This is a genomic window from Pedobacter sp. 01T416_2 (assembly GCF_056398925.1).
On sequence record NZ_JBFTQI010000460.1, the window covers coordinates 1 to 4,757 of the forward strand.

Consider the following 4,757-nt stretch of genomic DNA (forward strand, 5'->3'; position numbering starts at 1 on the left):
GACCTATCATTAACTAAACTAAAATCTTTTTGAGGTTGAAGGTAGGAAGGTAGAGGGTTACAGGTTGACATAATTCGACCTTCTACCTTAAAACCTTCAGTCTTCTCCCCTTATATCAGCTCTTCGTTTCTGCTTTTATTGATCTTTTCAGAAATCACGTGACCATCTTTCAGGTTGATGATTCTGTTCGAAAAACTGGCATCATGACTGGAGTGCGTAACCATTACAATGGTAGTTCCGGTTTCATTCAGTTCGCAAAGTAGCTCCATCACTTCATTACCATGAGAACTATCCAAATTTCCGGTAGGCTCATCGGCCAAAACCAACTTCGGCTTGGTAACCAAAGCCCTTGCTACGGCCACACGCTGCTGCTGCCCACCTGATAACTGTTGTGGAAAGTGACCACTACGGTTTACAATATTCATTCTTTCGATAATTTCATTTACCAGTTTCTTGCGTTCTCCAGCTGGAATTTTGTTATAAATCAAGGGTAGTTCGATGTTTTCGAAAACAGTTAATTCATCAATCAAATTGAAATTCTGGAAAACGAATCCCATATTTCTTTTACGGAAATTTGAACGTTCTCTATCGTTAAGCGTTAAAAGCTCTGTATCGATAAATTTGTAGCTTCCACTTTCGGGCTTATCCAACAAACCCATTACATTTAATAGGGTAGATTTCCCACAGCCCGACGGGCCCATGATGGAAACAAATTCTCCTGCTCCAACATGGAGGTTAATACCATTCAGCGCAGTGGTTTCTACCTCTTCAGTTTTGTAAACTTTTTCCAGATTTTCTATTTTAATCATAGTATCAAGTATTATTCTAGTATCAAGTATTTAGTATCAGGTATCAAGACCTGGTTATATTATTGTCTAATTTGTTAATTGGCGCTAAACGCCTACCTCTAAACGCTAAGCTATTTATTAATCTCCACCTGATCGTACTGGTTAAACTGATCGTAAGATGAAGTGATTACTTCATCGCCTTTCTGCAAACCATCCAATATTTCATAGTACAGATAATTTTTTCGTCCGATTTTAACGTTTTTCTTGGTGGCTTTACCATTGTTTACTACAAATACCCAAGAGCCGCCTGTACTCTGGAAAAACTGTCCCTGGGCAAGAAGCAGCGATTTGCTATTGTCAGATAAGGTTAATTTTGTTTGTAACGATAATCCGCGACGTAAACCTTCAGGTGCTGCGCCCTTAAAAACCATTTCTACCTGAAACTGACCTGCAGTAACCTCAGGGATTACTTTACTCACGGTTAAATTATAAGTTTTACCATTAAACTCACAGTTAGCGGTTTGTCCTTCTTTTACCCGATTAATATAATATTCATCAACTCCTGCCTGAAGTTTATAACCCTGCAACACGTCAATCTTTCCAATCATTTCGTTAGAGTTATAAGATTTACCGATTACCGGATCGTAAGAAGATAATTTACCAGATACAGGCGCCTTAATGGTCATATTTTCGATGTTTTTGCGGATCATCTCTAAACTTTCGTTCATTTGCCCCATCGATTGATCGATCTGAGCCAACTGCATCTTTCTGCTTTGGTTTTCTTGTTTAATCGCTTGACGCACAATTTTCAGTTTACCCTGGTAATATTCGTAATCCTGGTTCGATTTATTAAATTCCTGAAGTGTGATTACTTTTTTAGAAAATAGTGAGCTATCTAATCTATACTGACGGGTTGCTGTTCTTAAGCTATTTTCTACATCTAAAACATCCTGATTTAAAACCCTTTGATTTTGCTCTAAATCCAATCGCGATTTACGCAACTGGTTAATCTGCTCGGTAGCTGCTGTTTGACTTGAAGTATAACTCAACATGGCATTTGAGTTGGAGATTCTTAATAGGGGGGTTCCTTTAACTACCGAAGCACCATTTTCGGTAAAAATTTCGGCAACTGTTCCACCTTCTGATGAACTTACAATTACCGAAGTTAATGGAACTACACTGGCATTTAATAACACTACATCTTCAAAGTCGCCATATTCTACTTTACTGATGGTTAATTTATCGGCATCTGCGCTGTAAACTTTTTTGAGGGATAAAGTATAGCCATAAATTACAACTGTTACAAAAGCAATTGCTCCGCCTATAATTAACAGGGTTTTAGTGCTAAATCTTTTTTTCTCTATTTTCTTATCCATTGTGTTCGGTTGTACTGTTTGGAATCACTAATAACCAAGCTTGTGCCAAAAGCATAAAACATATTTAAAACACTAATAATCAACAAATTAATAGTTATCTTATTTTTTATATGTTCATTATCGGACAGTTGATGTGCGGGAGCGGACAGTTTTGGTATTTTTGCCTCACCCCTTCATCCCCTCTCCATGTGGAGAGGGGGCAGGGAGTAGATAGAAGCATGCAGAAAAGAGAAGGTCAAAAAGGCCTCTTTTTAAAGAGAATTCATATCATAAAAAACAAAACCATTATATTTAATTAACTTGACATAAGTCTATTAGATATGGAGGAGTATAAGGATAAGTTATTTCATGGTGCCAATTTGAAGCTGTTTGAGTTTTCGAAAGCATTGCGGAAAAATCAAACGGAGGCTGAAGAAATCATGTGGCAATGTTTGAGGAATAGAAAAATCCTCAATTTTAAATTTAGGAGGCAGCATCCAGTACATAAGTTTATTGCAGATTTTTACTGCCACGAGGCTAAATTAATTATTGAAATTGATGGAGGAATACATAATCATCACGAAAATCAAGAATATGATCAAAACCGTACTGATGAACTTAAGGAGATTGGAATAACGATAATTCGATTTACGAATGCGGGTGTAAATAATAATCTGAATGAGGTTATAAATGTTATTAAAAAATACCTTTCTCCTTGAGGATAGAGAGGCAGGCACCAAAAAATCACACCATACAAGAACATTAGGTTCAAACCACTTTACCACAAATCCCTCTCTTGAAGGAGAGGGACAGCAAAAAAGAATAAATATATACTAAATTAATAGGGAGAGGTTATGCTTGACGCCACAGTTTTAATTATCGATGATGATGACGATATCCTGCTTAGTGCCCGTTTGTTTTTAAAGCAGCAGGTAAAGCAGGTAATTACATGTAAATCGCCTAAAGAGATCAATGTTTTATTGAGCAAAAATGAAATTGATATCATCTTGCTGGATATGAACTACCAAAAAGGTGCAAGTGATGGCCGCGAAGGTCTTTATTGGCTAGAACATATTTTATCGATTGATAAAGATTATGTAGTCATATTAATGACTGCTTTTGGCAATGTTGAACTGGCAGTAAAGGCGATTAAAAAAGGAGCTACCGATTTTATTCTGAAACCCTGGGAAAATGAGAAGCTGTTTGCCACCATTTCTTCGGCATCTAAACTCCGCGAATCGACCAAAAAGGTAAAAAAACTAGAAAAAATACATTCATCGCTCCAAAAAGATCTTACCCGTGGTTTCGAGAATATTGTTGGGCAGGCCGATGGAATAAAACAGTTACAGGCCACTTTACTAAAAGTTGCCCCAACAGATGCCAATGTGCTTATTCTGGGCGAAAACGGAACGGGGAAACAAGTTTTTGCTTATGAAATCCATGGTAATTCACAAAGGAAAAACCAGGTGTTTATGCATGTTGATTTAGGCTCATTAAACGAAAATTTATTTGAGAGCGAATTATTCGGTTATGCTAAAGGTGCTTTTACCGATGCCAAAGAAGATAAACCTGGTCGCTTTGAACTGGCCGATGGAGGAACGATCTTTTTAGACGAGATTGGAAATTTAACATTACCGCTTCAGGCAAAACTCTTAAGCGTTTTGCAAAACCGTACAGTTACCCGTTTAGGTGAAAGTAAAGAACGTAAGGTGAATGTCCGTTTAATAACGGCCACCAATATGCCCTTAAATGAAATGGTATCTAAAAATACATTTAGGCAAGATTTACTGTTCCGCATTAATACTGTTGAGCTTTTATTACCAGCCTTACGCAAACGTGGAACAGATATCCTACTTTTAGCCAATCATTTTATGCAGGTTTTTAGCTCTAAATACCATAAAGACATACGAAAACTGAGTAATAAGGCCCAAGAAGCACTTTTACAGTATAAATGGCCGGGAAATGTGCGCGAGTTACAGCACGTTTTAGAAAGAGCCGTTATTATGAGCGATGGGGCTGATATTGCAGAAGAAGATTTGCAGTTAAGTCCGCAGCGCTACGCACAAAACAACGCCATACCAGATGAAATGGCGCTTGAGGATATGGAAAAAATGATGGTGCAGAAAGCAATTGATAAACACAAAGGAAATATATCAAAAGCCGCAGCAGAACTCGGTTTAACGCGGGCTGCACTGTATAGAAGAATCGAGAAATTTGGAATCTAAGCTGAAAGCTGAAAGACCAGAGCTTAAAGCTTTAGTCTTTCGCCTTTAAGCTTTCAGTTTTAAAAACATGTTTTATCAACGTTTTACTTTCCGTTTAATATTTCGCCTGCTGATTATCAATCTGCTGGGCTATCTCCTATTTTACCTGGTTAAAAATACCCAGCTTTGGTTTACCATCATTGGCGTAGCTTTAATTTTATTGGGCATGGTTATTTCCCTTTATTACTATATCAATCAGATCCGATCAGATATCAACCGTTTCATTTTAGCCGTTAAAACGAGAGATCATACCTTAAACTTTAAAAACAAAGTAACTAAAGGCAGTTTCCCTGAATTATACGAGTCTTTTAGCGATATTTTACTGGTACATAAACAGATCAGATTGGAAC

At 37.3% G+C, this 4,757-nt stretch carries 4 protein-coding genes and 1 pseudogene; 3 read left to right on the plus strand and 2 right to left on the minus strand.

Annotation, left to right across the window (positions count from 1 at the left end):
* Positions 1 to 110: 110 nt before the first annotated feature.
* Both AC1DPQ_RS17950 and AC1DPQ_RS17955 read right to left on the minus strand, forming a co-directional pair.
* Complete coding sequence (locus AC1DPQ_RS17950; protein ID WP_029275061.1) at positions 111 to 809, minus strand: ABC transporter ATP-binding protein; 699 nt, start codon at positions 807 to 809, stop codon at positions 111 to 113.
* A gap of 110 nt (positions 810 to 919) precedes the next feature.
* On the minus strand, positions 920 to 2,164 hold the full coding sequence (locus tag AC1DPQ_RS17955; RefSeq protein ID WP_477580940.1) for an efflux RND transporter periplasmic adaptor subunit: 1,245 nt from the start codon (positions 2,162 to 2,164) through the stop codon (positions 920 to 922).
* Between the two features lie 320 nt (positions 2,165 to 2,484).
* Between AC1DPQ_RS17955 and AC1DPQ_RS17960 the strand changes: the two genes are divergently transcribed.
* The 3 genes and pseudogenes from AC1DPQ_RS17960 to AC1DPQ_RS17970 all read left to right on the plus strand — a co-directional run.
* Positions 2,485 to 2,862 carry an endonuclease domain-containing protein gene (locus AC1DPQ_RS17960; protein WP_477580938.1) on the plus strand — a complete coding sequence of 126 codons (378 nt, stop codon included), beginning with the start codon at positions 2,485 to 2,487 and terminating at the stop codon, positions 2,860 to 2,862.
* A gap of 135 nt (positions 2,863 to 2,997) precedes the next feature.
* Positions 2,998 to 4,368: a sigma-54-dependent transcriptional regulator gene (locus tag AC1DPQ_RS17965; protein WP_477610423.1), complete on the plus strand. Its 1,371-nt coding sequence runs from the start codon at positions 2,998 to 3,000 to the stop codon at positions 4,366 to 4,368.
* Positions 4,369 to 4,435: 67 nt separating this feature from the next.
* Positions 4,436 to 4,757, plus strand: a pseudogene (locus AC1DPQ_RS17970) (sensor histidine kinase); the annotation flags it as partial.

Excerpts from the sequence above, each read along its gene's own strand:
- AC1DPQ_RS17950 (WP_029275061.1), bottom strand. The coding sequence starts at position 809 with ATGATTAAAATAGAAAATCTGGAAAAAGTTTACAAAACTGAAGAGGTA.
- AC1DPQ_RS17955 (WP_477580940.1), bottom strand. The coding sequence starts at position 2,164 with ATGGATAAGAAAATAGAGAAAAAAAGATTTAGCACTAAAACCCTGTTA.
- AC1DPQ_RS17960 (WP_477580938.1), top strand. The coding sequence starts at position 2,485 with ATGGAGGAGTATAAGGATAAGTTATTTCATGGTGCCAATTTGAAGCTG.
- AC1DPQ_RS17965 (WP_477610423.1), top strand. The coding sequence starts at position 2,998 with ATGCTTGACGCCACAGTTTTAATTATCGATGATGATGACGATATCCTG.